The organism is Streptomyces muensis (genome assembly GCF_021474425.1).
GTDB classification, from domain to species: Bacteria; Actinomycetota; Actinomycetes; order Streptomycetales; family Streptomycetaceae; genus Streptomyces; species Streptomyces muensis.
Window position 1 is genome coordinate 1 of the sequence record NZ_JAKEIP010000117.1, and the last position, 25661, is coordinate 25661.

General features: G+C 71.0%; 28 protein-coding genes and 1 pseudogene. 14 read left to right on the top strand and 15 right to left on the bottom strand.

Features of this window, described 5'->3' with window-relative positions; all coding sequences use genetic code 11:
• Positions 1–24: 24 nt before the first annotated feature.
• The gene (locus tag L0P92_RS25140; protein ID WP_234765263.1) at positions 25–1422 is read right to left on the bottom strand and encodes a D-alanyl-D-alanine carboxypeptidase; all 1398 of its coding nucleotides are present in this window, start codon (positions 1420–1422) and stop codon (positions 25–27) included.
• A 79-nt stretch (positions 1423–1501) separates the two neighbouring features.
• On the opposite strand from L0P92_RS25140, the gene L0P92_RS25145 reads away from it, so the two are divergent.
• Together L0P92_RS25145 and L0P92_RS25150 are read left to right on the top strand one after the other, a co-directional pair.
• The gene (locus L0P92_RS25145; protein WP_217207198.1) at positions 1502–1993 is read left to right on the top strand and encodes an inorganic diphosphatase; all 492 of its coding nucleotides are present in this window, start codon (positions 1502–1504) and stop codon (positions 1991–1993) included.
• A gap of 129 nt (positions 1994–2122) precedes the next feature.
• Positions 2123–3754: a threonine/serine exporter family protein gene (locus tag L0P92_RS25150; RefSeq protein WP_234765264.1), complete on the top strand. Its 1632-nt coding sequence runs from the start codon at positions 2123–2125 to the stop codon at positions 3752–3754.
• A gap of 117 nt (positions 3755–3871) precedes the next feature.
• On the opposite strand, the gene L0P92_RS25155 is transcribed toward L0P92_RS25150, so the two are convergent.
• Positions 3872–4747, bottom strand: coding sequence for a DedA family protein (locus L0P92_RS25155; RefSeq protein WP_234765265.1), 876 nt, complete (start codon positions 4745–4747; stop codon positions 3872–3874).
• Positions 4748–4882: 135 nt separating this feature from the next.
• Here L0P92_RS25155 and L0P92_RS25160 point away from each other — a divergent pair, with 135 nt between their 5' ends.
• A complete protein-coding gene (locus L0P92_RS25160) occupies positions 4883–5248 on the top strand; it encodes a YbjQ family protein (RefSeq protein WP_217207162.1) in 366 nt (121 codons plus the stop codon).
• Positions 5249–5306: 58 nt separating this feature from the next.
• On the opposite strand, the gene L0P92_RS25165 is transcribed toward L0P92_RS25160, so the two are convergent.
• Positions 5307–6068: a MerR family transcriptional regulator gene (locus tag L0P92_RS25165; RefSeq protein ID WP_234765266.1), complete on the bottom strand. Its 762-nt coding sequence runs from the start codon at positions 6066–6068 to the stop codon at positions 5307–5309.
• 89 nt (positions 6069–6157) lie between these two features.
• Here L0P92_RS25165 and gad point away from each other — a divergent pair, with 89 nt between their 5' ends.
• Positions 6158–7579 (top strand): glutamate decarboxylase, encoded by a 1422-nt coding sequence (gene gad / locus L0P92_RS25170; RefSeq protein ID WP_234765267.1) that lies wholly within the window; start codon positions 6158–6160, stop codon positions 7577–7579.
• Between the two features lie 26 nt (positions 7580–7605).
• On the opposite strand, the gene L0P92_RS25175 is transcribed toward gad, so the two are convergent.
• The 5 genes from L0P92_RS25175 to L0P92_RS25195 all read right to left on the bottom strand — a co-directional run bounded on the left by L0P92_RS25175 (position 7606) and on the right by L0P92_RS25195 (position 12473).
• The gene (locus L0P92_RS25175; RefSeq protein WP_234765284.1) at positions 7606–8361 is read right to left on the bottom strand and encodes an ABC transporter permease; all 756 of its coding nucleotides are present in this window, start codon (positions 8359–8361) and stop codon (positions 7606–7608) included.
• Between the two features lie 2 nt (positions 8362–8363).
• A complete protein-coding gene (locus tag L0P92_RS25180) occupies positions 8364–9329 on the bottom strand; it encodes an ATP-binding cassette domain-containing protein (protein WP_234765268.1) in 966 nt (321 codons plus the stop codon).
• Positions 9330–9402: 73 nt separating this feature from the next.
• On the bottom strand, positions 9403–10044 hold the full coding sequence (locus L0P92_RS25185) for a PadR family transcriptional regulator (RefSeq protein WP_234765269.1): 642 nt from the start codon (positions 10042–10044) through the stop codon (positions 9403–9405).
• 66 nt (positions 10045–10110) lie between these two features.
• On the bottom strand, positions 10111–11571 hold the full coding sequence (locus L0P92_RS25190) for an aldehyde dehydrogenase family protein (RefSeq protein WP_234765270.1): 1461 nt from the start codon (positions 11569–11571) through the stop codon (positions 10111–10113).
• Between the two features lie 62 nt (positions 11572–11633).
• The gene (locus tag L0P92_RS25195) at positions 11634–12473 is read right to left on the bottom strand and encodes a Sco1979 family transcriptional regulator (protein WP_505016546.1); all 840 of its coding nucleotides are present in this window, start codon (positions 12471–12473) and stop codon (positions 11634–11636) included.
• 321 nt (positions 12474–12794) lie between these two features.
• Between L0P92_RS25195 and L0P92_RS25200 the strand changes: the two genes are divergently transcribed.
• Positions 12795–13319: an ATP-binding protein gene (locus L0P92_RS25200; RefSeq protein WP_372497330.1), complete on the top strand. Its 525-nt coding sequence runs from the start codon at positions 12795–12797 to the stop codon at positions 13317–13319.
• A 102-nt stretch (positions 13320–13421) separates the two neighbouring features.
• On the opposite strand, the gene L0P92_RS25205 is transcribed toward L0P92_RS25200, so the two are convergent.
• The 5 genes from L0P92_RS25205 to rpmG all read right to left on the bottom strand — a co-directional run bounded on the left by L0P92_RS25205 (position 13422) and on the right by rpmG (position 15664).
• Positions 13422–13640, bottom strand: a complete 219-nt coding sequence (locus L0P92_RS25205; protein WP_234765286.1) for a DUF397 domain-containing protein — start codon at positions 13638–13640, stop codon at positions 13422–13424.
• A gap of 192 nt (positions 13641–13832) precedes the next feature.
• Entirely contained in the window at positions 13833–14066 is a 234-nt protein-coding gene (rpsR, locus tag L0P92_RS25210; protein ID WP_234765272.1) for a 30S ribosomal protein S18, read from the bottom strand.
• A gap of 4 nt (positions 14067–14070) precedes the next feature.
• Positions 14071–15234, bottom strand: a complete 1164-nt coding sequence (locus L0P92_RS25215; RefSeq protein ID WP_234765273.1) for a CobW family GTP-binding protein — start codon at positions 15232–15234, stop codon at positions 14071–14073.
• Positions 15234–15491, bottom strand: a complete 258-nt coding sequence (locus L0P92_RS25220; RefSeq protein ID WP_234765274.1) for a type B 50S ribosomal protein L31 — start codon at positions 15489–15491, stop codon at positions 15234–15236. The genes L0P92_RS25215 and L0P92_RS25220 overlap by 1 nt, the downstream gene beginning before the upstream one ends.
• Positions 15492–15499: 8 nt before the next feature.
• The gene (rpmG, locus tag L0P92_RS25225) at positions 15500–15664 is read right to left on the bottom strand and encodes a 50S ribosomal protein L33 (protein WP_030573688.1); all 165 of its coding nucleotides are present in this window, start codon (positions 15662–15664) and stop codon (positions 15500–15502) included.
• Positions 15665–15726: 62 nt separating this feature from the next.
• Between rpmG and rpmB the strand changes: the two genes are divergently transcribed.
• The 4 genes from rpmB (at position 15727) to L0P92_RS25245 (ending at position 17508) form a co-directional block, all read left to right on the top strand.
• Positions 15727–15963 carry a 50S ribosomal protein L28 gene (rpmB, locus tag L0P92_RS25230; RefSeq protein ID WP_234765275.1) on the top strand — a complete coding sequence of 79 codons (237 nt, stop codon included), beginning with the start codon at positions 15727–15729 and terminating at the stop codon, positions 15961–15963.
• Positions 15963–16268 (top strand): 30S ribosomal protein S14, encoded by a 306-nt coding sequence (gene rpsN, locus L0P92_RS25235; RefSeq protein WP_234765276.1) that lies wholly within the window; start codon positions 15963–15965, stop codon positions 16266–16268. The genes rpmB and rpsN overlap by 1 nt, the downstream gene beginning before the upstream one ends.
• A gap of 165 nt (positions 16269–16433) precedes the next feature.
• A complete protein-coding gene (locus L0P92_RS25240; RefSeq protein WP_234765287.1) occupies positions 16434–16916 on the top strand; it encodes a hypothetical protein in 483 nt (160 codons plus the stop codon).
• 76 nt (positions 16917–16992) lie between these two features.
• Positions 16993–17508, top strand: coding sequence for a DUF4232 domain-containing protein (locus L0P92_RS25245; protein ID WP_234765277.1), 516 nt, complete (start codon positions 16993–16995; stop codon positions 17506–17508).
• A 13-nt stretch (positions 17509–17521) separates the two neighbouring features.
• Here the strand turns inward: L0P92_RS25245 and L0P92_RS25250 are convergent, their stop codons facing one another.
• The gene (locus tag L0P92_RS25250; protein WP_234765278.1) at positions 17522–18670 is read right to left on the bottom strand and encodes a DUF2786 domain-containing protein; all 1149 of its coding nucleotides are present in this window, start codon (positions 18668–18670) and stop codon (positions 17522–17524) included.
• Positions 18671–18763: 93 nt separating this feature from the next.
• Here L0P92_RS25250 and L0P92_RS25255 point away from each other — a divergent pair, with 93 nt between their 5' ends.
• The 3 genes from L0P92_RS25255 (at position 18764) to L0P92_RS25265 (ending at position 21821) form a co-directional block, all read left to right on the top strand.
• On the top strand, positions 18764–19237 hold the full coding sequence (locus L0P92_RS25255) for a GNAT family N-acetyltransferase (protein ID WP_234765279.1): 474 nt from the start codon (positions 18764–18766) through the stop codon (positions 19235–19237).
• Positions 19238–19303: 66 nt separating this feature from the next.
• A complete protein-coding gene (locus tag L0P92_RS25260; RefSeq protein WP_234765280.1) occupies positions 19304–20083 on the top strand; it encodes a Clp protease N-terminal domain-containing protein in 780 nt (259 codons plus the stop codon).
• A 34-nt stretch (positions 20084–20117) separates the two neighbouring features.
• Positions 20118–21821, top strand: coding sequence for a bifunctional 3'-5' exonuclease/DNA polymerase (locus L0P92_RS25265; RefSeq protein WP_234765281.1), 1704 nt, complete (start codon positions 20118–20120; stop codon positions 21819–21821).
• 180 nt (positions 21822–22001) lie between these two features.
• Here the strand turns inward: L0P92_RS25265 and L0P92_RS25270 are convergent, their stop codons facing one another.
• Positions 22002–22898, bottom strand: coding sequence for a glycosyltransferase family 2 protein (locus L0P92_RS25270; protein WP_234765282.1), 897 nt, complete (start codon positions 22896–22898; stop codon positions 22002–22004).
• A 142-nt stretch (positions 22899–23040) separates the two neighbouring features.
• On the opposite strand from L0P92_RS25270, the gene L0P92_RS25275 reads away from it, so the two are divergent.
• Both L0P92_RS25275 and L0P92_RS25280 read left to right on the top strand, forming a co-directional pair.
• A complete protein-coding gene (locus L0P92_RS25275) occupies positions 23041–25383 on the top strand; it encodes an ATP-binding SpoIIE family protein phosphatase (protein ID WP_234765283.1) in 2343 nt (780 codons plus the stop codon).
• Positions 25384–25385: 2 nt separating this feature from the next.
• Positions 25386–25661 (top strand): annotated as a pseudogene (locus L0P92_RS25280) (hypothetical protein); the annotation flags it as partial.

Below are 25661 nucleotides of genomic sequence, written 5' to 3' on the forward strand. Positions count from 1 at the left end.
GTGTTGGTCGGCCGCTTCTGTTGTTTATATGAGACTGGTCTGGCGGGGGGGGTGTTGGGGGGGGGGGGGGTCGGCGGCCTTGGCCAGGAGGGCGGTGAGGAGGTCGGCGGTGAGCCTGTCGGCGCGGTCGAGGCCGCTGCCGTCCTTGATGTCGGCGCCCGTCACCGGCAGCCCGAGCTTCTTCAGCCGGTCCTCGATCGCCTTGCCCGCGCCGTCGAAGTCGGCGCGCGCGCCGCTCGCCACGGCGGTCTGGCGGGCGAGGTGCTCGGCGATGTCGTTGTCGCTGTTGGTGAGCATCCGCTCGACCATGGAGGACATCGGCGGTGAGGTGACCTCGGCCAGCGACTCGGCCCGGTTCGTCGCCTTCGACGGGCCCGGCGCCGTGGTCTTGATCCCGCGGTCCGCCAGGAGCGCCGCGAACTGCGCGGCCGCGTCCCTGGCCGGGTCCTCCACCCGCTTCACCGGGCCGCTGGTGGAGTCGTCCGTGCGGGCCTCGTCGACCATGAGGGCGCTGACCCGGGCCAGGTTGGGGTTGTCGCCGATGGGGTGCAGTTCCGGACCGGCGTAGAGCGTCTTGTCGTACGAAAGGGTGACCTCGCGTACGTCCCGCTTCTTCAGGGACTCGGCCGTGCGGTCGGCGAGGTCGCGCAGGCTCGCCCAGCCGTCGGCGTCCTTGCGGGCCGTCAGCGTGGGGTCGCCGCCGCCGACCAGGACGAGTTCCCCGGTGTCGGGTTCGAGGACCGTGCGGGTGGTGAGGCGGTGGTCGGGGCCCGCCGCGGTGAGGACGGCCACCGCGGTGGCGATCTTCGTCGTGGAGGCGGGGGTGAGGGGCTCGCCGGCTGCCTCGCCGTACAGGCGCTTGCCGGTGGCCACGTCGACGACCGCCGCCGTCCTGCGGGCGCCGAGCTCCGGGGCGTCCAGGAGCGGGCCCAGGAGGCCGGCGAGGGCCTTGGCGTTCGGGGCGGCCTGCGCGGTGCCGACGCCGCCGCCCAGACCGGGCAGGACGGAGGCCGCGCTGGGCGCCGGACGGGGCGCCTCGGCGGCCGTATCGGACGTATCGGAATTACGGCCGTGATCTGCGCCACCCGTGCGCTCCTGGACGGCCGCCCGGTCCCGCTCGGCCGTACGCTGACCGGTGGAGTCCCAGGGGCCGGCGGCGGTCACCACTGCGGCGGCCAGCGCCAGTCCGGCGGTGGCGGCACCGGCGGTGTACTGCCAGGTCTTCGGCTTCGTGATCCGCGCGACCTGCGGGGAAGCGGCTCGCGCGAGCCGTACGACCCGCGGTTTCGCGGCCGTCGCGGCGCGTGCGAGACGTGGGCGTACGGCGTCCGCGGCCCGTGCCAGACGGGGTCGTACGGCGCCCGCGACCCGCGTCACATGCGGTCTCGCGGCTCGCCACGGCCTCAGCTCTGGCACGACCACCAGCCCCTTTCGCGATCACACACCTGCGTGAGGGACACTTAACCACCAGAACTATGTGCTGATCATGGAGGAGCCACCGGTGGAGTTCGACGTCACGATCGAGATCCCGAAGGGTTCGCGGAACAAGTACGAGGTGGACCACGAGACCGGTCGGATCCGCCTGGACCGTCGACTCTTCACCTCGACCGCCTACCCGACCGACTACGGCTTCGTCGAGAACACCCTCGGCGAGGACGGCGACCCGCTGGACGCGCTGGTCATCCTGGACGAGCCGACCTTCCCGGGCTGCCTCATCAAGTGCCGTGCGATCGGCATGTTCCGGATGACGGACGAGGCCGGCGGCGACGACAAGCTGCTGTGCGTCCCGGCGACGGACCCGCGCGTGGAGCACCTGCGTGACATCCACCACGTCTCCGAGTTCGACCGCCTGGAGATCCAGCACTTCTTCGAGGTCTACAAGGACCTGGAGCCCGGCAAGTCCGTCGAGGGCGCCAACTGGGTGGGCCGCCAGGACGCCGAGATCGAGATCGAGCGGTCCTACAAGCGCTTCAAGGAGCAGGGCGGCCACTGAGGCTTGCGCCTGAGCCACCGTCGGCTCTCAGCCATGTGAACGGGCTGCACGCGTGCGCGTGCAGCCCGTTCGTGCGTCTGTGCGCATACTGAGTGCGGCAGGAGGTGTCGTACAGGGAGTGCTGCGCACGTGACGGACGCGGAGGACCGCAAGCCGCAGTCGGACGAGGCGAGGATGGCGTTCATCCCGCCCGCCGGCGTCGAGGTGGGGGACAGCGAGTCGGAGACCACGTCCGAGTTCGCCCTCCCCCAGGGCCTCGACGTGCCGCACCCGCCGGTCCAGGAGCTCGAGGGGTCGGCGTTCAGCACGCCGAGCGGCTACAGCGTGGAGGACGCCCAGCCCGCGTTCACGCCCGCCGGCGGCATCCCGCGGATAAGCCTCACCAAGGACCTGCCCTGGCAGGACCGGATGCGCACGATGCTGCGTATGCCGGTGGCCGAGCGGCCCGCGCCGGAGCGGATGCCGAGGGCGGAGGAGGAGGGCCCGGCCGTCCCGCGCGTGCTCGACCTGACCCTGCGTATCGGCGAGCTGCTGCTGGCGGGCGGTGAGGGCGCGGAGGACGTCGAGGCGGCGATGTTCGCGGTCTGCCGGTCCTACGGTCTGGACCGCTGCGAGCCGAACGTCACCTTCACGCTGCTGTCGATCTCGTACCAGCCGTCGCTGGTGGACGACCCGGTGTCGGCGTCCCGCACGGTGCGGCGGCGCGGCACCGACTACACGCGTCTGGCCGCCGTGTACCAGCTGGTCGACGACCTCAGCGACCCGGAGAGCCACATCTCCCTGGAGGAGGCCTACGGGCGGCTCGCCGAGATCCGCCGCAACCGGCACCCGTACCCGACCTGGGTGCTGACCTCGGCGAGCGGACTGCTCGCGGGCGCGGCCTCCGTGCTGGTCGGCGGTGATCTGATCGTGTTCATCGCGGCCGCGCTGGGCGCGATGCTCGGCGACCGGCTGGCCTGGCTGTGCGCGGGGCGCGGGCTGCCGGAGTTCTACCAGTTCACGGTGGCCGCGATGCCGCCGGCCGCGATAGGGGTCGCGCTGACGCTGGCGCACGTCGACGTGAAGGCGTCCGCCGTCATCACCGGTGGGCTGTTCGCGCTGCTGCCCGGGCGGGCGCTGGTGGCGGGCGTGCAGGACGGGCTGACCGGGTTCTACATCACCGCCTCCGCGCGGCTGCTGGAGGTCATGTACTTCTTCGTCGGCATCGTCGTCGGCGTGCTGGTGATCCTGTACTTCGGGGTGAACCTGGGTGCCAAGCTCACCCCGGACGAGGCGCTGCACGCCTCCGACCGGCCGTACTGGCAGATCGCCGCGTCGATGCTGCTGTCGCTGACCTTCGCCGTACTGCTCCAGCAGGAACGGTCCACCGTGCTCGCGGTGACGCTCAACGGGGGTGTCGCGTGGGTGGTGTACGGGGCGATGCACTACGTCGGTGAGTTCTCGCCGGTTGCCTCCACGGCTGTGGCGGCGGGGCTGGTGGGGTTGTTCGGGCAGTTGATGGCGCGGTATCGGTTCGCGTCGGCGTTGCCGTACACGACTGCGGCGATCGGGCCCCTGTTGCCAGGCTCAGCCACGTATTTCGGGCTGCTGGCGATTGCTCAGAACGATGTGGACGAGGGGCTGGTGTCGTTGGCCACGGCGGCTTCTTTGGCCATGGCCATCGCTATCGGGGTGAACCTCGGGGCTGAGATCTCGCGGATGTTCCTGCGGATCGGGTCGCCCGAGAAGCGGCGGGCCGCCAAGAGGACGCGGGGGTTCTGAGCGCCGGTGCGATGTCTTCCAGCGCCGGGTGCCTACTGACTCGGTGCGTGCTGACTCACGGCGGCTGCGGGCCGTTCGTGGCTCGTCGCGCAGTTCCCCGCGCCCCTTTAGGGCGTTTCAGTAGCCCTGGTTCGGGGGGTACTGCTGGTCGCCGTACTGCTGCTGGTTGCCGTAGCCCTGGGGGTACTGCTGGGCGTACGGCTGCTGCTGTGGCTGCTGCTGTTGGCCGTAGTACTGCTGGTCGTAGCCGTACTGCTGCTGGCCGCCCTGCTGAGGGTGGTCGTCGGACGGGATGCGGCGGAGCTGGGTCGTCGCGTCGTCCATCATCATGTGCTGCTGCTGGGCCGGGGCCGCCGGGGCCTGAGCCGCCGCGCGCTTCTTCTTGGCGCGCTCGCGCAGGAACTCGATGATGATCGGGACCAAGGAGACGAACACGATCAGGACGAGGATCGCCTCGACGTTCGTCTTGATGAACTCGATCTGGCCGAGCCAGTAGCCCGCAAGGGTGACGCCGGTGCCCCAGGCGATGCCGCCGATGACGTTGTACGTGAGGAACGTGGCGTACTTCATGCGGCCGGCGCCGGCCACGATGGGGGCGAAGGTGCGCACGATCGGCACGAAGCGGGCGAGGACGATCGCCTTGGGGCCGTACTTCTCCATGAACTCGTGTGCCTTCTCCAGGTTCTCCTGTTTGAAGAGCTTGGAGTTGGGACGGTTGAAGAGCTTCGGGCCGAAGAACTTGCCGATCATGTAGCCCACTTGGTCGCCGATGACGGCGGCCAGCACGATGAGGGTGCACACCAGCCACAGCGGCTGGGTGATGTAGTTCCCCTCGGCCACGAACAGACCCGCCGTGAACAGCAGGGAGTCCCCGGGCAGGAACGCGAAGAGGCCGGACTCGGCGAAGACGATCAGCAGGATGCCAGGGAGGCTGAACGTCTCGATCAGATAGTCCGGGCTGAGCCACTCGGGGCCGAGCGCAAGCGTGGTCACGGGATTGTGGCTCCTGCGGGGAGGGGGCGGGGGGTCGAAGCTGGCTGCTCAAATTATCAACGCTGCACCGGCCGCCCAGGTTCCATGGACCCCCTCAGGATGCACTGTGCCCCGGCTGGGACAAAGCTGTGGTTCATGGGCATCGAAGAGTACGGCGGCGGACAGGGACCCCGACCCGACGTTCTGGTCGTCACCACGAACGACGTACCCGGCCACCGCGTCACCGAGGTCATCGGCGAGGTCTTCGGGCTGACCGTGCGCTCCCGGCACGTCGGCAGCCAGATCGGCGCCGGGCTGAAGTCGCTGGTCGGCGGTGAGCTCAAGGGGCTCACCAAGACGCTCGTGGAGACCCGGAACCAGGCCATGGACCGGCTGGTGGAGCAGGCACGCGCGCGTGGCGCCAACGGCGTGCTGGCCTTCCGGTTCGACGTGACCGAGGCGGCCGACGTGGGCACCGAGGTGTGCGCCTACGGGACGGCGGTGGTCCTGGCCCGGGAGTGAGCCGTACGGGCTCCCGGGCCAGGACCGTCATGCGGGTGCACCCCTGATGGCGCACCCCTTATGCGGTGCGGCGGTCGGCGTTCGCGAGGATCGCATCCTTCAAGTGCTCGGCGAGACCCGGCTGCATGGCGTCGTAGAACGCCTTGAAGCGCTCGTCGGAGACGTACATCTCGCCGAAGCACCGGTGCATCTCGTAGGGCACCTCGAAGTAGTACCTGCTGATGTGCTGCCGGTGTTCCTCGGCGAGGTCCATGGCCGCCTCACCGGACGGCTGCTCACCGGCCGCCACGAGGGCCGCGTACCGCCGGCCCCAGTCGTCGACCTCGGCCTGGATGCGCTTCCAGTCCTCCTTGGTGTACGTGGCGACGCGGCGCTGTGACTCGGCGTACGCCTCGGTGTCGCCCCAGCGCTGCTCCGCCTCCTCGCGGTACTGCTCGGGGTCCTTGTCCCCGAAGACCTCGAACCGCTCCTCCGGCGTCAGATTGATCCCCATCTTGCGTGCCTCCAAGGCGTGCTCCACGGCCGACGCCATCTTCTGCAGCTTCTCGATCCGGGCGGTCAGCAGGTCGTGCTGCCGGCGCAGGTGCACGCGCGGGTCCGCGTCCGGGTCGTCGAGCAGGGCGGCGACCTCGTCGAGCGGGAAGCCGAGCTCGCGGTAGAACAGGATCTGCTGCAGCCGGTCGAGGTCGGCGTCGCTGTAGCGCCGGTGACCGGCGTGGCTGCGCTCGCTGGGTACGAGCAGGCCGATGTCGTCGTAGTGGTGCAGGGTGCGCACCGTCACCGCGGCGAAGCCGGCGACCTGTCCCACGGAGTAGCTCACTTCCGCTCCCTTCTGTCTTACGCACTCCACGGTGAGTCCTCACGTGGCGTGAGGTGCAAGCCCGGCGGCCCGGACCTACCGTCGTAGGCATGCCACTGCATCCTGGGAACAGCGAAGCACCGGACGACAAGGGCGGCAGGCGCAGGCTCGCCGTCAACCCCTTCTACGGCGAGGCGAACCCGGTCGGCGGCATGACCGAGGCCCCGCCCACGCATCGGCTGCCCGACGCTCCCCTGTCGCCGTCGACGGCGTACCAGCTGGTGCACGACGAGCTGATGCTGGACGGCAACTCCCGGCTCAATCTGGCCACTTTCGTCACCACCTGGATGGAGCCGCAGGCCGGGGTGCTGATGGCGGAGTGCCAGGACAAGAACATGATCGACAAGGACGAGTACCCGCGCACCGCCGAGCTGGAGCGGCGCTGTGTGGCGATGCTCGCCGACCTGTGGAACGCGCCGGACCCGGCGGCGGCCGTGGGCTGTTCGACGACCGGGTCGAGCGAGGCGTGCATGCTCGCCGGGATGGCGCTGAAGCGGCGCTGGGCGAAGCGGAACGCCGACCGGTACCCGGGCGCCCGCCCGAACCTGGTGATGGGGGTCAACGTCCAGGTCTGCTGGGAGAAGTTCTGCAACTTCTGGGAGGTGGAGGCCCGGCTGGTCCCGATGGAGGGCGAGCGGTTCCATCTCGATCCGGGGGCGGCGGCCGGGCTGTGCGACGAGAACACCATCGGGGTCGTGGGGATCCTGGGCTCGACCTTCGACGGTTCCTACGAGCCGATCGCGGACCTGTGCGCGGCTCTGGACGCCCTCCAGGAGCGCACGGGGCTCGATGTCCCGGTGCATGTCGACGGTGCGTCCGGCGCCATGGTGGCGCCCTTCCTCGACGAGGACCTGGTGTGGGACTTCCGGCTGCCGAGGGTCGCCTCGATCAACACGTCGGGGCACAAGTACGGGCTGGTCTACCCGGGGGTCGGCTGGGCGTTGTGGCGGGATGGCGCGGCGCTGCCCGAGGAGCTCGTCTTCCGCGTCAACTACCTGGGCGGCGACATGCCGACGTTCGCGCTGAACTTCTCCCGGCCGGGCGCGCAGGTCGTGGCGCAGTACTACTCGTTCCTGCGGCTGGGCCGCGAGGGGTACCGGGCGGTGCAGCAGGCCTCGCGGGACGTGGCGCGCAGGGTCGCCGACGCGGTGGCGAAGCTGGGCGACTTCCGGCTGCTGACCAGGGGCGACGAGCTGCCGGTGTTCGCCTTCACGACGGCTCCGGAGGTGCGGGCGTACGACGTCTTCGACGTCTCGCGGCGGCTGCGGGAGAAGGGCTGGCTGGTCCCGGCGTACACCTTCCCGCCGAACCGTGAGGATCTGTCGGTGCTGCGGGTGGTCTGCCGCAACGGGTTCTCCGAGGACCTCGGCGAGCTGTTCCTGGAGGACCTGAGCCGGGTGCTGCCGGAGCTGCGCCGGCAGCCGCACCCCTTCACGCAGGACAAGGGGGCGGCCACCGGCTTCCATCACTAGGCGAACAGGCGGCGGTCAGGCGGCTGCTAGCGGCTCAGGCGGGCGAATCGCCGGACCGCCAGCGGGAAGAACACCGCGAGGAGCACCAGCGGCCAGATGACCGCCGCCGCGACGGTCTCCGCGGCCGTGCCGCCGAACAGGTCCCGTACGGCCGTAGCCGTCTGGGACATCGGGTTCCACTCCACGACCGTGCCCAGCCAGCCGGGCATGGACCCGGGCAGGGCGAGGGCGTTGGAGAGGAAGCCGACCGGCCAGACCAGGATCTGCACCGCCTGCACCATCTCCGGCTTGCCGGCCACCAGCGCCAGGTGGATGCCGATCCACAGCATGGCGAAGCGGAAGAGCAACAGCAGGCCCACGGCGCCCAGGAAGGCTCCCGGGCCGCCGTCCGCGCGCCAGCCCAGCGCGTATCCGACGCCCATGAGGACGAACAGGGCGAGCGCCGACTGGAGCATGTCGGCCGCCGAACGGCCCACCAGGACCGCCCCGTTGGCCATCGGCATGGACCGGAAGCGGTCGACCACGCCCTTGTTGAGGTCCTGGGTGACCGCGATCATCGTGCCCTCCAGGCCGAAGGCCATGGTGAGCGCGAGCATGCCGGGCAGGAGATAGTCGATGTAGGAGCCGTGGACGCCCCGGCCGCCGCCGACGAGGTAGCCGAACATCAGCAGCAGCATCACGGGGAAGACCAGGTTGACCACGACCTGCACGGGTTGCCGTCCCCAGTGGGCGAGTTCACGGCGGGTCATGGTCCAGGAGTCGGTCAGGGCGTGGGCGCTCATGCTCATGCGGGCTCCTTCTCTCGGTGCTCGTCCCCCGTGAGGTGCAGGAACACCTCGTCGAGCGTCGGCCGGCGCAGTGCGATGTCCTCCGCCTCGATCCCGGCGGCCTCCAGGGCCCGTACGACGCCGGAGAGCGCCGCCATCCGGTCAGTGACCGGGGCGCTGAGCAGACGCCGGTCGGGGTCGACGGAGACGTCGTCCTTCGGTACGGGCAGCAGGGCGACGGCCGCGCCGAGCTGTCCGGCGTCGCGCAGGACGACGTCGATGCGGGAGCCGCCGGTCAGCGCCTTGAGCTGGTCCGCGGTGCCGTCGGCGACGACCCGGCCGGCGTCGACGACCGAGATGCGGTCGGCGAGCTGGTCGGCCTCCTCCAGGTACTGGGTGGTGAGCAGGACCGTGGTGCCGCCGCCGACCAGGGAGCGGACCGCTGACCAGACCTCGGTGCGGCCGCGCGGGTCGAGGCCGGTGGTGGGTTCGTCCAGGAAGAGCACCTCCGGGTCGGTGATGAGGGACGCCGCCAGATCCAGTCGCCGGCGCATGCCGCCGCTGTACTGCCGGACCGGTTTGCGGCCGGTGTCGGCGAGGCCGAAGCGCTCCAGCAGTTCGTCGGCGCGCACGCGCGCGTGGCGGGCGCCGAGGTGGTGGAGGCGGCCGAACATCTCCAGGTTCTGCCGGCCGCCCAACTCCTCGTCCACGGCCGCGTGCTGGCCGAGCAGCCCGATGCGCAGGCGCACCTCGTAGGCCTGGCGCACCACGTCGTGCCCGGCCACCTCGACCCGGCCGCTGTCCGGCCGCAGCAGCGTGGACAGGATCCGGACCAGGGTCGTCTTGCCCGCGCCGTTCGGGCCGAGCACCGAGTGCACGGTGCCGCGCGCGACCGTGAGGTCGAGCCCGTCCAGTGCGTGTCTGCCGGCTTTGCCGCCGTACTTCTTGCGTGCCTTTTCGACGGTGATCGCCGCGTCGGCCACTGAGACCCCCTTGCTAGTCAAACTTGACTACATGCTCGAAGGTAAACCAGGACGCAGGATTGGTCAAACTTGATTAGAGGGCGTCCCCGGGATGGGACTGCCCCGTCGCGTACGGGTTCTCCTCGTCCTCGGCCAGCACGCCGATGAACGGGTCGCCCTCGTCGGCGAAGGTGTAGGCGCCGTCCTCGAGCCGCTCGATCAGCTCGCTGGTCCAGTCCCGCTCGGAGTCCGCCGTGTGGACCCACATGTTCATGATCTCGCCGATGTGGCCGAGCCGCTCGGGCCCGTCCTCGGGCACGTAGTGGGCCACGACGGAGGCCCGCCACTCCTCGATCCGCCGGGTCCGCTCCTTCAGCAGGGTCACGGCCTCGGCCCTCGGCAGGTCGACCATGAAGCCGAGGGCCGCCGTCTTCACGTCACCGCGCTGGTCGTACGTGACCAGCGCGTCGCGCAGCAGCGTGAAGTACTCCTCGGTGCCGGCGTCCGTGAGTTCGTACTCCGTGCGCGGGGGGCCGCCTGCCGTGGACGGCGCGATCTCGTGCGCGTGCAGCAGGCCCTGCTTCGCCATCTGCTTGAGCGCGTGGTAGATCGAGCCGGGTTTGGCGTTGGACCACTCGTGCGCACCCCAGTACTCCAGGTCGTTGCGCACCTGGTAGCCGTGGGCGCGGCCGTGCATACGGACCGCGCCGAGCACGAGGAGACGGATCGCTGACATGCGGTCCAGGTTATGACCTGGGCTTCCGGCCGGAGCAGCCAGGAAGCCCTCTGGTGCCTGTCCGGTCTAGAACGGGAACCCGCTGCGGCCGTGCTGCACCGAGATCCACTTGATCGTGGTGAACGCGTCCAGCATCGTCTCGCCGTTCAGGCGGCCGAGGCCGGAGTGCTTCTCGCCGCCGAAGGGGACGATCGGCTCGTCGTGGACCGTGCCGTCGTTCACATGGAACATGCCGGTGTCGATCTGCTTGGCGAAGTTCACGCCCCGCTCGACGTTCCCCGTGTGGACGGCGCCGCTCAGGCCGTACGGGGTGTCGTTGACAAGGCGTACGGCCTCCTCCTCGCCGTCGAACGGGATGAGGAAGGCGACCGGGCCGAAGACCTCCTGCTGGAGCAGGGGGGAGCCGGCAGGGACGCCGGTGAGGACCGAGGGCTCGACGAGGTTGTCCGTCGTCGTGCCGTGCACCAGGGCCGTCGCGCCGTCGGCGAGGGCCTGCTCCACGGTGGCCGAAAGGGCGTCCGCCTGCGAGGAGTTGATCACCGGGCCGATGACGGTCTCCGGGTCGCGCGGGTCGCCCGCCTTGAGGGTCTTCACCTTGGCGACGAACTTCTCGGTGAACTCGTCGGCGACCGAGCGGTCCACGAGGACGCGGTTCGCGGCCATGCAGACCTGGCCCTGGTGGACGTAGCGGCTGAAGACCGCCGCGTCGACCGCGTAGTCGATGTCGGCGTCGTCGAGGACCACGATCGCGCTGTTGCCGCCGAGTTCGAGGACCGAGCGCTTGAAGAGGGAGGCGCAGACGGTGGCGACGTGGCGGCCGACCTTGTCGGAGCCGGTGAAGGAGATGACCTTCGGGACCGGGTGCTCGATGAAGGCGTCGCCGATCTCCGCGATGTCCGTGACGACGACGTTCAGCAGACCGGCCGGGAGGCCCGCGTCCTCGAAGATCTTCGCGACCAGGGTGCCGCCGCAGATCGGGGTGTTCTGGTGCGGCTTGAGGACCACGCCGTTGCCGAGCGCGAGGGCCGGGGCGACCGACTTGATCGACAGGAGGAAGGGGAAGTTGAAGGGGCTGATGACGCCCACGACGCCGACCGGGACGCGGTAGACGCGGTTCTCCTTGCCGTCCACCGGCGACGGGATGATCTTGCCCTCGGGGCGCAGCGCCAGGTGGACCGCCTCGCGCAGGAACTCCTTGGCGAGGTGGAGCTCGAAGGCCGCCTTCAGCCGGGTGCCGCCGAGCTCGGCGATGATCGCCTCGGTGATCTCCTGCTCGCGGTCCTCTATCAGGCGCAGCGCCTTCTCGAAGACGGCTCGACGGGCGTACGGGTTGGTCGCGCCCCACTGCTTCTGGGCGCGGGCGGCGGCCTGGTAGGCGTCGTCGACCTCGTCGACCGTGGCTATCGTGATCGACGCCAGCTTCTCGCCGTCGTACGGGTTGAAGTCGATGATGTCCCAGGACCCCGAGCCCGGGCGCCACTCCCCGTCGATGTACTGCTGAGCCAGGTCGGTGAAGTAGGACGACATGTGATCCCTCGCTCGGCGTTGATCGTCTTCACGGTCTGATCACACGTCATCGTACTTGTGATTCAAGAGAGTTGAAGGAGTCCCCTGAGAAGATCCCGACTCTCGTCCGGGCCCGGGCTGTCCTGCTGAAGCTCCTTGAGCGCCTTCTCGTACTGGGTGACGTCCTCGTGCTTGTCGAGATAGAGCGCGCTGGTGAGCTGCTCCAGGTAGACGACGTCGGAGAGGTCGGACTCGGGGAAGCTGAGGATCGTGAAGGCGCCGGACTCGCCGGAGTGGCCGCCGAAGCTGAACGGCATGATCTGGAGCCGCACGTTGGGGCGCTGGGAGATCTCGATGAGGTGGTGGAGCTGGCCGCGCATCACCTCGCGGTCGCCGTACGGGCGGCGCAGGGCGGCCTCGTCCAGGACGATGTGGAACTCGGGGGCCCCGCTGTCGTCGAGCAGGTACTTCTGCCGCTCCAGGCGCAGCGCCACGCGCTTTTCGATGTCGGCAGCGCTCGCGCCCTTCATGCCGCGCTTCACGACCGCGCGGGCGTACGTCTCCGTCTGCAACAGGCCGTGCACGAACTGCACTTCGTATGCCCTGATGAGACTGGCCGCGCCCTCCAGGCCGACATAGGTGGGGAACCAGCTCGGCAGGACGTCGGAGTAACTGTGCCACCAGCCCGCCACGTTGGCCTCGCGGGCCAGGGAGAGGAGCGAGGCGCGCTCCTGCTCGTCCGTGATGCCGTAGAGCGTCAGCAGGTCCTCGACGTCTCGCGTCTTGAAGCTCACCCGGCCCAGCTCCATCCGGCTGATCTTCGACTCGGAGGCGCGGATGGAGTAACCCGCCGCCTCGCGCGTGATCCCGCGCGCTTCCCGCAGTCGCCTCAGTTGCGAGCCGAGCAGCATGCGCCGCACCACCGATCCGGGCTCTCCCGCGCTCACGTTCGCCAGCCTCCCCAACCGTCTTCAGGGCCCGCAGTCTGCCACTAAATCACTTCGAGCAGTACTCGTCCGATTACAGAGATGGAAAGAAGACAAGGGTTACCGGCAGGAACGAGTGAGGGATGGACAAGAAGAGGGGCAGAAGTTGGCGGAAAAAATGGCCAACAAGCGGTACGGGAACATCCAATTCGGTCACGTGCACGTGCATCTGCCCTTGCATCTGCTCTGCGCATCGGAAACCATGGTCCCGCGCAACCGCTGCATCGCAACGACCGCGAACTCCCGGGAGTGCCTCGCATGGGGACGAATGGATCGACCATGCTCGAGCCGTTACGGCAGGGCCTTCCGCCACTGGATCCCGCAGCCGTCTCCAACGCCGCCTCCTGTGCGCTGCCCGCCCGCTACGAAGCGGTGCGTGAGGCGCGCAAGTTCACGCGCCGCACCCTGGACCAGTGGGAACTGGGCGACCGGTTCGACGATGTGTGCCTGGTCGTCTCCGAGTTGGTGACCAACGCGTTGCGGCACGCCTTGCCGGCGGGGGCGCAGTGGGAGTGCGAGCAGATACCGCCGCCTGTGCGTCTGCATCTGATGCGGTGGACCGAGCGGCTGGTGTGTGCGGTGCGCGATCCCAGTCATGACAGCCCGGTCGCGCGTGATTCCGACGACTTCTCCGCGGAGTCCGGGCGGGGGCTGTTCCTCGTGGACTCCTTCAGCGACAGCTGGGGATGGCAGCCGTTGGCCGGGGCGCTCAGCGGGAAGGTCGTCTGGGCGTTGTTCCGGCTGCCGGCTCGGGGGGCTGTCGTGGGGGCGTCGGGAGAATAGGGATCGGCGTCGGCGTTTGCCTGTGCCGGGGGTCGTGGGGTCGCTTGTCTACGCGCGTTACCCAGTGGAAAAGCGCTGGTCAGGCGGGATCGATGGGGCTGCTCAGCCCGCGACCAAGTGGTCGAACTCGCCGTCCTTGATGCCGAGGAGCATCGCCTCGATCTCGGCGCGGGTGTAGACGAGGGCCGGGCCGTCGGGGAAGCGCGAGTTGCGTACCGCCACCTCTCCCCCGGGCAGGCGCGCGAACTCGACGCAGGAGCCCTGCGAGTTGCTGTGCCTGCTCTTCTGCCAGGCCACCCCGTTCAGATCCGTGGCTGCCATGCCGTTGTACACGTCGTGGTCCACAGATCGCTCCCCGGTGGTGCGGCGGTCAACTGCTTCCGGATCATAGCTGTGTTTCACGTGCACGTGCATGAGCGAATGCACGTGCACGCGGGGTGTTCCTGTGGTTACTCCTGTGACGTATGGGAGCGCGTATGGGTTCCGGGTTCGTTGAGGGTGTGCCGCCCGGGGTCAGCGGCCGGCGTACGGCAGGAGGGCCATTTCCCTGGCGTTCTTGATGGCCTTGGCCAGTTGGCGCTGCTGCTGGGACGTCACCCGGGTGACGCGGCGGCTGCGGATCTTGCCCCGGTCGGAGATGAACCGGCGCAGGAGGTCGGTGTCCTTGTAGTCGATGTAGGTGATTCCTGCCTGGTCCAGAGGGTTGGGGCGGGACTTGGCGGGCTTGCGCTCGGACTTGCGGGGCACGGGGTCAGACCTCCAGGAGGGTGTCGAAGGCGGGTGGGAGTTGTTTCCAGGCGTCGCGCCCGGCGGCGTACTCGGCGTCGGTCAGGAGGCAGGACTCCAGGAGTTGCTCCAGGCCGTCGCGGTCGAGGGCGGGGGACGTGAAGACCAGGTGCTGGCAGCAGTCGCCGTGCTCGGGGTGCCAGTCCAGCGCGGCGGCGGCACGGCGGATCGGCGGGACCATGTCCCAGGCCGCGTCGGGGAGCGAGGCGAGCCAGGGGCCGACGCTCTCCACGCACAGGGCGCCGCCGGCGGCGTCCCAGTGGAGGAGGACGTCCGGTTTGTCGGCCAGCCAGAAGCGGCCCCGGCTGCGGGCCGCCGCACAGGTCAGGTCCTCCAGAGCGGCGTAGAGCCGCTCGGGGTGGAAGGGGCGGCGGCGGTGCCAGACGAGGGTGGTGACGCCGTGTGCGTCGGCCTCGGCGGGGAGCAGGGCGCAGGCCGGATGCTGGGCCGCGTCGGCCGACTCGACGTCGAAGCCGGACAGGGCGGCGCCGGCCAGCGGGGAGAGAGGGCGGTTGCGGGGTGGCGGCACCGTCAGGTCGTCCGGGGGGACGGGGACCTGGCGGGCCGTCGGGTGGAGCTGGGCGAGCAGTTCGCGGTCCTCCTCGTCGGCCTCCGGGGAGTGGACGACGGCGAGGACGGGGGCGTACTCGAGTTGGCGGGCGAAGGTGTCGGCGACCGTGCGCTGGTCGGTCGCCGCGGCCGCCAGGCCCCGCTCGGCGAGATCGTCGCCGTTGCCCAGGTACGGCAGGACCAGCGCCGGGTCGACCGCGGTGATCACGCCGGTGAGGGTCAGTCCGCCGGCCGTGACCACCTCGGCCATGGCCTTGGGTTCCACCGAGTCCCAGAGTTCGACCACCGCCATGCGCGTGCCGCCCGCGTCCTGGATCCTCAGCAGTTCCGGTACCAGGTCCTCGCGCAGCGCGCAGCAGGCGCAGTCGTTGACGAGGGGGGCCTCGCCGGTGCTGACGAGGCCGGTGGCGTCGCGGATCGTGCGGACGACCGTGCCCGCGGTGGCCGTCGCGAGGTCGTGGTGGAGTACGACGCTGTCGGGGACGTCGGCGAGCAGCTGGGCGACTGTCGCCCTGCGGGCGTCCGCGTGCAGGCCGGCGACGATCACGACGGACAGCATCAGCCCTTCTTTCCGTAGCGGCGCTCGAAGCGCTCCACACGGCCGGCCGTGTCCAGGACGCGGGCCGTGCCGGTGTAGAAGGGGTGGCTCACGTTCGAGATCTCGACGTCGACGACCGGGTAGGTGTTGCCGTCCTCCCACTCGATCGTCTTGTCGGTGGGAACTCCGGCGAGCGTCGAGCGGGTGAGGAAGGCGTGGTTCGCGGCCCGGTCGCGGAAGACGACGGGGCCGTAGGCGGGGTGGATTCCGTTGCGCATGCGGTGGCTCAGCGCTCCTCTCGGAAGTCGACGTGGCGGCCGGCGACCGGGTCGTACTTGCGCAGGGTCATGCGGTCCGGGTCGTTGCGGCGGTTCTTTCGGGTCACGTAGGTGTAGCCGGTGCCGGCGGTGGACCGGAGCTTGATGACCGGACGGAGTTCGTTGCGTGCCATGCTGCTATCTTACTGAAAATGAAATCCATTAACACCAGCCAGCGAGGAGAGGTTCGTCACCTGTGTCCGCCCACTGCATGCTGACCGGCGCCCAGCCCCGGTTCGGCAACTCCATCTCCCACTCGCACCGGCGGACCTCCCGCCGGTTCGACCCGAACATCCAGACCAAGCGCTACTGGCTGCCCAGCGAGGGCCGGTATGTGCGGCTGCGGCTGAGCGCCAAGGGGATCAAGACCGTTGACGCGCTGGGCGTCGAGGCCGCCGTCGCCCGCATCCGCGCCCGGGGGGTGAAGGTCTGATGGCCAAGAAGAGCAAGATCGCGAAGAACGAGAAGCGGCAGGAGATCGTCGCCCGGTACGCGGCCCGGCGGGCCGAGCTGAAGGAGATCATCCGTCGGCCGTCGTCCAGCGACGCCGAACGGCTGGCCGCGCAGCAGGAGCTGAACAGGCAGCCGCGGGACGCGAGCGCGACACGGGTGCGCAACCGCGACCAGGTGGACGGCCGGCCGCGCGGCTACCTCCGTGCCTTCGGGCTGTCCCGGGTGTCGTTGCGGGAGCAGGCGCACGCCGGGTATCTGCCGGGGGTGCGCAAGGCGTCCTGGTAGAGAAGGGGCCGCTGTCGAGGCCTGCCGCGGAAGGGACTCCCTGGTAACTTGCTGCGGTCGTTTCGGCCACCGTGGCCGACTCGGCCGTATGCCGACCGCTACAGCTTGGAGCCTCCAGTGACCTCGGCGACTTTCTCGCGTACGCGCACGATGTCGGGCCGGCGGATGCGGGTCGTGGCGGTGACCGCGGCCCTGGCCGGCGCGCTCGCCCTGACCGCGTGCAGCGGCGACGGCGACTCCGACGCCAAGCCCACGGACGGCTCCTCGGCCGACCCCTCCGCGACCGCCAGTGCCGACACGGGCGGCGGTACGGGCGGGTCGGCCGCGCCCTCCGGTGAGCTGGAGGGCAGTTGGCTGGCCACGACCGACGGCAAGGCGGTCGTGCTGGTCGTCACCGACGCCAAGGCCGCGCTCTTCACCACCGGCGGGATCGTGTGCAGCGGGACCGCCGGTGAGCGCGACGACATGCGGATGATCCGCCTCAAGTGCCCGGACGGCGGCAAGGACCGGGCCGTGGGGATGGTCGACTCCGTCGGCAAGGAGCAGCTGAAGGTCACCTGGGAGGGCGGCCTCGGCGCGGAGACGTACACCAAGGCCGAGGGCGGGAAGCTGCCGACGGGGCTGCCGACGGCCGGTCTGGGTTCGTGATGTTTGATCGGTGACTGTCCGCCTCACTTGTTGCGGTGACCGTCACCCGGTCGCCGACGTCTCCTCCAGAGGACCCATGCGCGCCACTTCCCTCACCGTCGCCGCCCTCGCCGCGGCCCTCCTGCTGACCGCCTGCGACGACGGGGGCGAGGACCGGGACAGCAAGGCCGGCTCCTCCTGCGTCGACGAGGTGTCGGTGAAGTTCGGGCCGGGCAACGCCGCCCCCGCCGTCGGGGACACCGGCAACGTGCCCGTCACGGTCACCAACCGCGGTGGCGCCGAGTGCGTCCTGGACGGGCTGCCCGCCATCGAGTTCGACTCGGGCGACGCCACGACCGCCGTCGGTGCCGACGAGGCCGCGGGCGTGAAGAAGACGACCCTCGCGAAGGAGGCCTCCACCTCCTTCACCCTCACCTACGTCCGCGGCGAGGGCGGCGGCACCAAGAGCCTCGGCGTCCAGCGGGTGAAGATCCATCTGCCCGGCGCCGAGGACACGCGCGACGTCAAGTGGTCGTACGGCGATGTCGCGCTGAAGAGCGACGGGCGGACGCCGGACGCCTCGGTGAGCGGGTTCCAGCAGTCCGGCGACTGAGGTCTTCCGGAAGTCAGGGCAGGGGGCGGCGCGGGGCCACCTGCGCTCTGTCGGCCGCCTGCGAGCCCTCGACCCAGCCCGCCTCGTCGGTGACGCCGCGCAGGCGGGTCGTGGTCGTCTCCGGGAACATGCTGTCCAGGCGGTCGGTGACGGCCACCTCGCGGGAGGCCAGCACCGGGAGCAGATCCTGGGTGACCTGGCTCCGCGCCGCCTCGGCGAGGCGGGTGCCGATGCGGTGGGCGTAGGCCGCGAGGAAGGACTGTCTGAAGGCCTTCGTACGCTTGCGTCCGCCCGCACGCTGGGCCGCCTCCGCCCTGGTCATCGCGGTCTGCGCCTGCACGAGCAGCGAGGTGTGCAGGAGCTCGACCACCTCCAGGTCGGCCTCGAAGCCGACCACCGTGGAGAAGGCGAAGGGTTCGTTCCACACGGCACGGCAGTGGTTGGCGGTCGCCACCGCGTCCAGCAGGACGGCCTTCGCCTGCTCGTACGGCGGTTCGACACCGATCCGCCAGGCGCCGGGGACGTCCTTCGGGGCGTGCGGGGCGTGCGTACGGGTCGCGAGGAGGGCGTCGTCGATGCTGTGCCGGGCCATCAGTTCCTGTGCCTTGGCGCTGAGCGCCTCCGCCTCCTGGGGAAAGCCGGTCGCCTCCGCCTTCGCCAGCAGCGCCCGGATCCGGCCGAGCATGCGGGACTCGGGCGGCCGTCGCTGCCCGGCGGTGGACGTCACCGGCTCGTCCAGGGGTTCCAGCGCGGGCAGGCGCAGCAGCAGGCGGTACAGCTCCAGGACGGCGGTCGCGTGCGAGAAGCGGTCCGTGCGGGGCGGCGCTTCGGCGGGCAGGTCGTCGAGCTGTGCGGACCAGCGGGGGCCGCGGGGGTGGTCGTCCGGCCGCTGTGCGCGGATCAGCGCCGAGAGCAGTCGTACGTGCACGTCGTCCAGTTCCCGCCGCACCAGCCGTACGACGTCGGCGGGCTGCCAGCCGCGCCGCCAGGCCGCCGCCACGAACTCCCGCCCGCGCCGGTCGAGCTCCGCGTCCGCCTCGGGGGCGGCGGCCAGGAGGGATGCGCCGGTGTCGAGGGCGGTGTCGGTGTCGGCGTAGAGCGCGTGCTGGAAGGCCCGGTCGACGGGACCGGGGGTGTCGCTCGGACGGTTCGTGCTGCTCACTCGGCGATGGTGCCACGGGGCGGGCGCGGCCCTGGCGGGGCGTCGGGGAAATCCCGTTGTGCGCGCGGCCGGGCGTGCCTAGTTTCCGGGGCCATGGATGGGATCCGGGCCGTACGTTTCGATCACCCCGACGCCGTGAAGCTCTCCGGCCTCGTGCAGGCCGAGTATGTGCGGCGTTATGGCTACGACGACATGACCCCGCTGCGTCCGGGCCACTTCGACCCGCCGGACGGGCTGTTCCTGGTCGCGTATCTCGCGGGTGCCGCCGTGGGGTGTGGGGGCTGGCGGGTGCAGGAGGCCCGGGACGAGGGGTATGCGCTCGGGGACGCCGAGCTGAAGCGGATGTTCGTGGTGCCCGAGGCCCGGGGGCGGGGGATCGCCCGGGGCATTCTGCGGGCGCTGGAGGACAGTGCGCGGGACGCCGGGCGGGTGCGGATGGTGCTGGAGACGGGGACGCCGCTGCACGAGGCCATGGGGCTGTACGTCGCCTGCGGGTACGCGCCGACGGCCAACTTCGGTCCCTATCGGGGGTATTCCGACAGTCGTTGCTTCGCCAAGGCACTGTGAGGGCCATCGTCAGAGCACTGTCAACTATCGGTTGACAGTAGCGGGGTGTCAACTTAAGGTTGACACATGTCGACGAACCCGAGCATCACGTCATCCGTACGTCTCGACGAGCTCATCGCGGCCATCAAGAAGGTCCACGACGAGCCCCTCGACCAGCTCCAGGACGCGGTGATCGCCGCCGATCACCTCGGTGAGGTGGCCGACCATCTGATCGGTCACTTCGTGGACCAGGCCCGGCGCTCCGGTGCCTCCTGGACCGACATCGGCAAGAGCATGGGCGTCACCCGGCAGGCCGCGCAGAAGCGGTTCGTGCCCAAGGAGTCGACCGACCTCGACCCGCAGCAGGGCTTCGGCCGCTACACGCAGCGCGCCCGCAACACGGTGATGGCCGCGCACAACGAGGCCGTCGCGGCCCGGAACACCGAGGGCCGCCCCGAGCACCTGGTCCTCGGTCTGCTCGCCGAGCCGGACGGCCTGGCCGCGAAGGCCATCACGGCACAGGGCGTCGCCCTGGACTCGGTGCGCCAGGCCGCCACCGCCGCCCTGCCGCCGGCCGCCGACAGCGTCCCCGAGCTCGTCCCCTACGGCTCCGACGCCAAGAAGGTGCTGGAGCTGACCTTCCGCGAGGCCCTGCGCCTCGGCCACAACTACATCGGCACCGAGCACATCCTGCTCGCCCTGCTGGAGTTCGAGAACGGCAAGGGAGTCCTGTACGGACTCGGGCTCACCAAGGACACGGTGGAGGCGTACCTCGTCGAGCTGCTCTCCCAGTTCCTGAACAGCGGTGTGCGCACGGTCGAGGAGGCCGGCGAGGGCGGCGCGGGGGAAGGCGCCGCGCAGGGTTGAGGGCATTGTCAGACCCGGGTGCCACACTCGCCGCATGACCGACCGTTGGGCACTCGCTCCGGCCGAGGACGGTGGCGTGGAGATCGCCCCCCTCGGTCCGGACGGGCTGCCCGCGGGGCCGGTGCGCCGGGAGGCGGACCTGAGTGCGGCCGTGCGGGGGCGCCCGGAAGTCGCGCGGTGGGTGTGGCGGTCCACCGCCGAGGTCTATCCGCGCCTGCTCGCCACGGGGGTGCGAGTGGAGCGGTGCTACGACATCGAGGACGCCGAGACCCTGCTGCTCGGCCACGAGGGGCGGCATGGAGAACCGAGGTCGGCCGCCGCCGCCCTCGCCCGGCTGCGCCGCCTCCCCGTGCCACCCGACCCGCCCCAGCGGTCGGCCGAACCGGGCGCGCAGTCCCCGCTGTTCGAACCCCAGGCGGTCCATGTGCCGCTGGCCGACCTCGTCAAGGTCTACGCCGACCAGCAGCGCCGGCACGACACCACCGCCCACCCGGAGCGGATGCGGCTGCTCACCGCGGCCGAGTCCGCGGGGATGCTCGTCGCCGCCGAGATGAACCGGGCCGGGCTGCCATGGAGCGCCGAGGCACACCGGCGGGTCCTGCACGAACTGCTCGGCGAGCGGTATGCCGGGGGCGGGGAGCCGCGGCGGCTGGCCGAGCTGGCGGACGAGGTGTCGGCCGCGTTCGGGCGCCGGGTGCGGCCCGATCTGCCGGCCGATGTGATCAAGGCGTTCGCGCAGGCCGGGATCAAGGTCAGATCGACCCGGCGCTGGGAGATCGAGTCCCTCGACCATCCAGCCGTGAAGCCGCTGGTCGAGTACAAGAAGCTGTACCGGATCTGGGTGGCCCACGGCTGGTCCTGGCTGCAGGACTGGGTGCGGGACGGGCGGTTCAGACCGGAGTTCCTCGCGGGCGGGACGGTCACCGGGCGGTGGGTGACCAACGGCGGGGGCGGGCTGCAGATCCCGAAGGTCATCCGGCGCGCCGTGGTCGCCGACCCCGGCTGGCGGCTCGTCGTGGCCGACGCCGACCAGATGGAGCCCCGGGTGCTGGCGGCGATCTCCCGCGACCCCGGGCTGATGGAGGTGGCCGGCCGGGAGACCGACCTCTACCAGTCCGTCTCCGACCGCGCCTTCGCCGGCGACCGCGCCCAGGCCAAGCTCGCCGTGCTGGGCGCCGTGTACGGGCAGACCTCCGGCGACGGGCTCAAGAACCTCGCCGCGCTCAGACGCCGGTTCCCCCGGGCGGTGGCGTACGTCGACGAGGCGGCGCGGGCCGGTGAGGAGGGGAGGCTCGTGCGGACCTGGCTGGGGCGGACGTGTCCGCCTGCGGCCGGGGCGGGCGACGACGCCGTGGAGGAGGCGGGCATTCCGGTGCCGGACGCGGAGGACGAGCAGGGCGGGGGCTCCGGTCCGCAGGACTGGGTGCCGGGCTACGCCTCCACCAACGCCCGCGCCCGGGGCCGCTTCGCCCGGAACTTCGTCGTCCAGGGCAGCGCCGCCGACTGGGCGCTGCTGCTGCTCGCCGCGCTGCGGCGCACCTGTGCGGACATGGCGGCGGAACTGGTCTTCTTCCAGCACGACGAGGTGATCGTGCACTGTCCCGAGGAGGAGGCCGAGGCGGTCGTGGCGGCGATCCGGGAGGCGGCGGAGCTGGCGGGGCGGCTGACGTTCGGGGAGACGCCGGTGCGGTTTCCGTTCACGACGGCGGTGGTGGAGAGCTATGCCGACGCGAAGTGACATGGCTTATGGTGATCACTTCATCGGATCCGGCCCGACGGCGCGCGCGTACGCCGCGCAACTCGGGGGAGTGTCGCCGCCGCGCCGGATCCGGGGACGCGGGTGGGTCCCGGTCGGCGGAGGTGAACGGCCGGGACCCGCGTCCCGTCTCCCCCCGCCGCACTCCGCCCCGGCCCTTGCTCAGATGACCGGCGGCCGGCCCAGCCGGCACAGTCCCCACACCGTGCGCCAGCGCATGGGACGCCTTTCGCCCGCCGGTTCCCGCAGGCCCTCCAGGAAGCCGCCGAACCAGGCGCGCAGGCCGGCCGGAGAGTTCCGGTTGCGTACGAGGGTGAGGAGCACCCACACGCCGAGGTGCACCGGGATCAGCGCGAGCGGCAGTCGGCGGCGGGTCAGCCAGACCCGGTTGCGGGCGTTCACCCGGAAGTAGATGGCGTGCCGGGCGGGCGAGGTCTTCGGGTGCTGGAGGAGCAGTTCGGGCGCGTAGAGGATGCGCCAGCCCGCGTCGGCGGCCCGCCACGCCAGGTCGGTCTCCTCATGGGCGAAGAAGAACTCGGCGGGCCAGTCCCCGGTCTCGGCCAGCATCGCCATGCGCAGCGCGTGTCCGCCGCCGAGGAAGCCGGTGACGTAGCCGCCCCTCAGGGGGTCCGACCCGCCGATCCTCGGCACGTGCCGCTGTTGTGTCTCGCCCTGCTCGTCGGCGATGCGGAAGCCGATGATGCCGAGCCGGTCGTCGGCCGCGTACAGGTCCCGTACCCGGCGCAGGACGTCGGCGTCGACAAGGAGTCCGTCGTCGTCCAGCTCGACCACGACGTCGACGTCCCCGAAGGAACGCAGCCGTGCCAAGGCCACGTTCCGGCCACCCGGACACCCCAGGTTCTCGTCGAGCTCGATCGGCGTGACCTCGCCGGGCAGCCCCAGCCGCTCGGCGAACTCCGGGAGCGGGCAGCCGTTGCCGACGACGACGATCCGGACGGGGGCGAGATCCTGCTTGGCCACGGACTCGAGCAGCGCGTCGACCTCGGCGGGACGGTTCCCCATGGTCACCACGGCGACAGCGATCCTCGGTTCCGTCATACCCCGCCCTGCCCTCACCTCGAACCGGCTGCGATTACCGCCGCGATGCTAGTGGTTCACGGCAAGGACTTCTCAAGTTCGCCGGTTTGCATGCACAGGAATCCGACTTGTCCGATTCTCCCGTGACGCGCACGCTGGAACCGTGTGGTCACCAGATGCCGCTACCGCCACCATCAGCCTTCAGGGCATCGTCACGGGGTGGAGCGAGGGTGCCCGGCGGCTGCTGGGGTATAGCGCCGCCGAGGTCGTGGGGCGGGCCGCGGCCGATCTGCTCCTGGACCGGGAGGCGACCGGCTTCTCCCCGGTCGACTCCGAGGAATGGAGCGGTACGGCGGTCCTCAGACACCGCGACGGACACCGCGTCGAACTGACGCTGCACGCGCATCCCTCGCTGGACGGCGGCGGCGCGCCCCAGGCGTTCGTCGTCACCGCGACCACGGGAACGGCCGCGTCCGACCGTGACCGGCGGATGGTGGAGTGGGCCTTCGCCCAGTCCTCGATCGCGCTGTCCACCTACAGCTCCGCGTCGGGCTCGTGGCGGCTGAACGCGGGCGCGGAGACCGACCCGCTGGGTGAGGCCCGTTCCGACGAGGGGTTCCTCAGGTGTGTGCGGCGGGTCGCCGAGGAGGCCATGCCGATGCGGTACGAGGGATTCGCCCCGGCGCCGCCCACCGCGGCGGCCCGGCAGCGCTCCTGGATCGTCGAGCTGTGGCCGGTGCGGGACCCCGTGTCCGGCGAGGTGGCCGGGGTCGGCACCGCCGCCTTCGACAGCAGCGAGCAGTACGCGGCCCGGCAGCGGCTGGCCCTGCTGAACGAGGCGGGCTCACGTATCGGCACCACCCTGGACGTCGCCCGCACCGCCCAGGAGCTCGCCGACCTGGCCGTTCCGCGGCTGGCCGACTTCGTCAGCGTGGACCTGCTCGACTCGGTGATGCGCGGGGAGGAGCCGGTGCCGGGGACGGTCGACGCGGCCGTGATGCTGCGCCGGGTCGCCCACCAGTCGGCGGCGGAGGGAGGGGGCGTGCCCGAGGCGGCCGTCGCTCTCGGCGGGGTCGACACCTATCCCGCGTTCTCGCCGCCGGCCCGCTCCCTGACCAGCGGGCGGCCGGTGCTCAGCGGCGCGGACGACCCCGACTTCGCCCGCTGGGTCGGCGCGCACGAGGCACGGGCCGCCGTGGTCCGCGAGCACGGCTTCCACTCGGTCATGGCGACCCCGCTGCGGGCCCGGGGCATCACCCTCGGCGTCGCGGTCTTCGTCCGCGGCAAGGGCTCCCCGCCCTTCCAGCACGACGACCTGATCCTCGCCGAGGAACTCGCGGGCCGGGCCGCCGTCGGCGTGGACAACGCCCGCCGCTACACCCGCGAGCGCACCAACGCGCTCACCCTCCAGCGCAGCCTGCTCCCCCGCGACCTGCCGAAACAGGCGGCCGTCGAGGTGGCGTACCGCTATCTGCCGGCCGGTACGGGCGCGGGCGTCGGCGGCGACTGGTTCGACGTCGTCCCGCTGTCCGGCACCCGGGTCGCCCTGGTCGTCGGCGATGTCGTCGGGCACGGCATCCACGCCTCCGCGACCATGGGACGGCTGCGTACCGCCGTACGCACCCTCGCCGACGTGGACCTGCCCCCGGACGAGCTGCTCACCCACCTCGACGACCTGGTCACCCATCTCACCTCGGACGACGACAGCGCCGTCCGCGACCTGCCCTACACCGGCGGGATCGGCGCGACCTGTCTGTACGCCGTCTACGACCCGGTCTCCCGGGTATGCACCCTGGCCAGCGCCGGCCATGTCCCGCCCGTGCTGCTGCTGCCCGACGGCACGGTCAGCGTCGTCCGGCTCACGCCCGGTCCGTTGCTGGGCGTCGGCGGGCTGCCCTTCGAGGCGACCGAGCTGGAGCTGCCCGAGGGCAGTCTGCTCGCCTTCTACACGGACGGCCTCATCGCCCGCGACCGCGACATGGGCCTCGGCCTCGAACGGCTCTGCGAGGCCATGTCCTCCCCGGTGCCCTCGCTGGAGATCACCTGCGACGCCGTGCTGCGGGCCATGCTCCCCGAGAGCCCCGCCGACGACGTGGCCCTGCTGATCGCCCGCACCCGCGCCCTGCACGCCGACCAGGTCGCCGCCTGGGCCCTGCCGTCCGACCCGGCGATCGTGGCCGACGCCCGCGCGCAGGCCACCCGGCAGCTCGCGGCCTGGGGCCTGGAAGAGGCGGCGTTCGTCACCGAGCTGGTGGTGAGCGAACTGGTCACCAACGCCATCCGCTACGGCGACGTACCGATCGGCCTACGGCTGATCCGGGACCGCACCCTGATCTGCGAGGTGTCCGACGCCAGCAGCACCGCCCCGCATCTGCGCCGGGCCCGCACCTACGACGAGGGCGGCCGCGGGCTGCACATGGTCGCCCAGCTCACCCAGGGCTGGGGCACCCGCCAGACCCCCACCGGCAAGACGATCTGGGCCGAACAGCCCCTCCCGGTCGGCTGACCATGCCCGAGCACACCCGCGCCCCCACGAGGCCGTCGGCCGGGGCCGACCACGCCACGCACACCCTCGGCCTGCTCTACCCCCCGTCCGGCCGCAAGCGGGACTACACCACCATGCAGCTCGCCTTCATCGGCGGCATCGCCGAGGCCGCCGCGGCCCACGGCTACGACCTCCTGCTCTCCCCCGCCGAAACGGCCGACGACGACTCGTTCCGGCGGATGGCAGGGCTGCGGCTGGAGCGGGCCGAGCGGCAGGGGGGTGGGGGTGTGCCGCAGGGG

Excerpts from the sequence above, each read along its gene's own strand:
- L0P92_RS25160 (WP_217207162.1), top strand. The coding sequence starts at position 4,883 with ATGGGCATCGAAGAGTACGGCGGCGGACAGGGACCCCGACCCGACGTT.
- gad (WP_234765267.1), top strand. The coding sequence starts at position 6,158 with ATGCCACTGCATCCTGGGAACAGCGAAGCACCGGACGACAAGGGCGGC.
- L0P92_RS25175 (WP_234765284.1), bottom strand. The coding sequence starts at position 8,361 with ATGAGCGCCCACGCCCTGACCGACTCCTGGACCATGACCCGCCGTGAA.
- L0P92_RS25185 (WP_234765269.1), bottom strand. The coding sequence starts at position 10,044 with ATGTCAGCGATCCGTCTCCTCGTGCTCGGCGCGGTCCGTATGCACGGC.
- L0P92_RS25190 (WP_234765270.1), bottom strand. The coding sequence starts at position 11,571 with ATGTCGTCCTACTTCACCGACCTGGCTCAGCAGTACATCGACGGGGAG.
- L0P92_RS25200 (WP_372497330.1), top strand. The coding sequence starts at position 12,795 with ATGGGGACGAATGGATCGACCATGCTCGAGCCGTTACGGCAGGGCCTT.
- L0P92_RS25205 (WP_234765286.1), bottom strand. The coding sequence starts at position 13,640 with ATGGCAGCCACGGATCTGAACGGGGTGGCCTGGCAGAAGAGCAGGCAC.
- L0P92_RS25215 (WP_234765273.1), bottom strand. The coding sequence starts at position 15,234 with ATGCTGTCCGTCGTGATCGTCGCCGGCCTGCACGCGGACGCCCGCAGG.
- L0P92_RS25220 (WP_234765274.1), bottom strand. The coding sequence starts at position 15,491 with ATGCGCAACGGAATCCACCCCGCCTACGGCCCCGTCGTCTTCCGCGAC.
- rpmG (WP_030573688.1), bottom strand. The coding sequence starts at position 15,664 with ATGGCACGCAACGAACTCCGTCCGGTCATCAAGCTCCGGTCCACCGCC.
- rpsN (WP_234765276.1), top strand. The coding sequence starts at position 15,963 with ATGGCCAAGAAGAGCAAGATCGCGAAGAACGAGAAGCGGCAGGAGATC.
- L0P92_RS25240 (WP_234765287.1), top strand. The coding sequence starts at position 16,434 with ATGCGGGTCGTGGCGGTGACCGCGGCCCTGGCCGGCGCGCTCGCCCTG.
- L0P92_RS25245 (WP_234765277.1), top strand. The coding sequence starts at position 16,993 with ATGCGCGCCACTTCCCTCACCGTCGCCGCCCTCGCCGCGGCCCTCCTG.
- L0P92_RS25255 (WP_234765279.1), top strand. The coding sequence starts at position 18,764 with ATGGATGGGATCCGGGCCGTACGTTTCGATCACCCCGACGCCGTGAAG.
- L0P92_RS25260 (WP_234765280.1), top strand. The coding sequence starts at position 19,304 with ATGTCGACGAACCCGAGCATCACGTCATCCGTACGTCTCGACGAGCTC.
- L0P92_RS25265 (WP_234765281.1), top strand. The coding sequence starts at position 20,118 with ATGACCGACCGTTGGGCACTCGCTCCGGCCGAGGACGGTGGCGTGGAG.
- L0P92_RS25270 (WP_234765282.1), bottom strand. The coding sequence starts at position 22,898 with ATGACGGAACCGAGGATCGCTGTCGCCGTGGTGACCATGGGGAACCGT.